This is a genomic window from Kribbella sp. NPDC055071, assembly GCF_053608045.1.
Genome location: NZ_JBSGUS010000068.1, coordinates 1 through 1239, shown reverse-complemented (window position 1 = coordinate 1239; position 1239 = coordinate 1). Strand labels below are relative to the sequence as shown.

The window sequence follows — 1239 nt, the reverse complement described above, 5'->3', positions numbered from 1 at the left end:
GAGACAGCCTTACCAGCATGATGGAAGCAGCTGTCGCTCAGCCGGCCGCTTTTGTGCGTGAGTACGGGCTTGTGGGAGACGAAGAGCAGCGGCAAATTGTCGAGGTGTTTAACAGCACGAAAGCCGAACTCCCTGAAGGAATGGCTGTACACCAAGTGTTTGAAGAGCAAGCGAAACGGACGCCGGCGAGCACTGCCGTCGTATATGAAGGAACCGTGCTGACGTACCGCGAGCTGAATGCAGCGGCTAACCGTCTGGCGAGAAAGCTTGTCGAACAAGGCCTTCAAAAAGGGGAAACAGCAGCGATTATGAACGATCGATCAGTAGAAACCGTTGTCGGCATGCTGGCTGTGTTAAAAGCAGGCGCCGCATATGTGCCGCTTGATCCAGCGCTTCCGGGGGATCGTCTTCGTTTCATGGCAGAGGACAGCTCCGTTCGAATGGTTTTGACCGGAAATTCTTATACAGGGCAGGCACATCAGCTGCAGGTGCCGGTTCTTACACTGGACATAGGCATTGAAGATGGCGAAGCTGACAATCTCAACCTGCCATCCGCCCCGTCTGATTTGGCGTACATCATGTACACATCCGGTTCAACGGGCAAACCGAAAGGCGTCATGATCGAACATAAAAGCATTCTGCGCCTCGTCAAAAATGCCGGGTACGTTCCTGTTACTGAAGAGGACCGCATGGCGCAAACAGGGGCAGTCAGCTTTGATGCCGGAACGTTTGAGGTATTCGGCGCACTGCTGAATGGCGCAGCGCTTTATCCGGTCAAAAAAGAGACGCTGCTTGATGCGAAACAATTTGCTGCATTCCTGCGTGAGCAAAGAATCTCGACGATGTGGCTGACATCACCTTTATTCAACCAGCTTGCTGCAAAGGATGCGGGTATGTTCGGCACACTGCGCCATTTAATCATCGGCGGAGATGCCCTTGTCCCGCATATTGTCAGCAAAGTAAAACAGGCATCGCCGTCGCTTTCATTGTGGAACGGATACGGCCCGACAGAAAACACGACGTTTTCAACCAGTTTTCTGATCGACCGTGAGTATGGCGGCTCTATCCCAATCGGGAAGCCGATCGGAAATTCCACTGCCTACATCCTGGATGACCAGCAATGCCTGCAGCCAATCGGCGCGCCTGGTGAGCTTTGCGTAGGCGGAATCGGTGTAGCGCGAGGATATGTCAATCTCCCTGAGCTGACGGAGAAGCAATTTCTCGAAGACCCGTTCAGAC

General features: G+C 53.4%; 1 protein-coding gene. It reads left to right on the top strand.

The window, feature by feature from the left end:
- Positions 1-1239 (top strand): amino acid adenylation domain-containing protein (locus ACWF4Z_RS38225; protein ID WP_452248104.1); only part of this gene is annotated, 1239 nt, incomplete at both ends.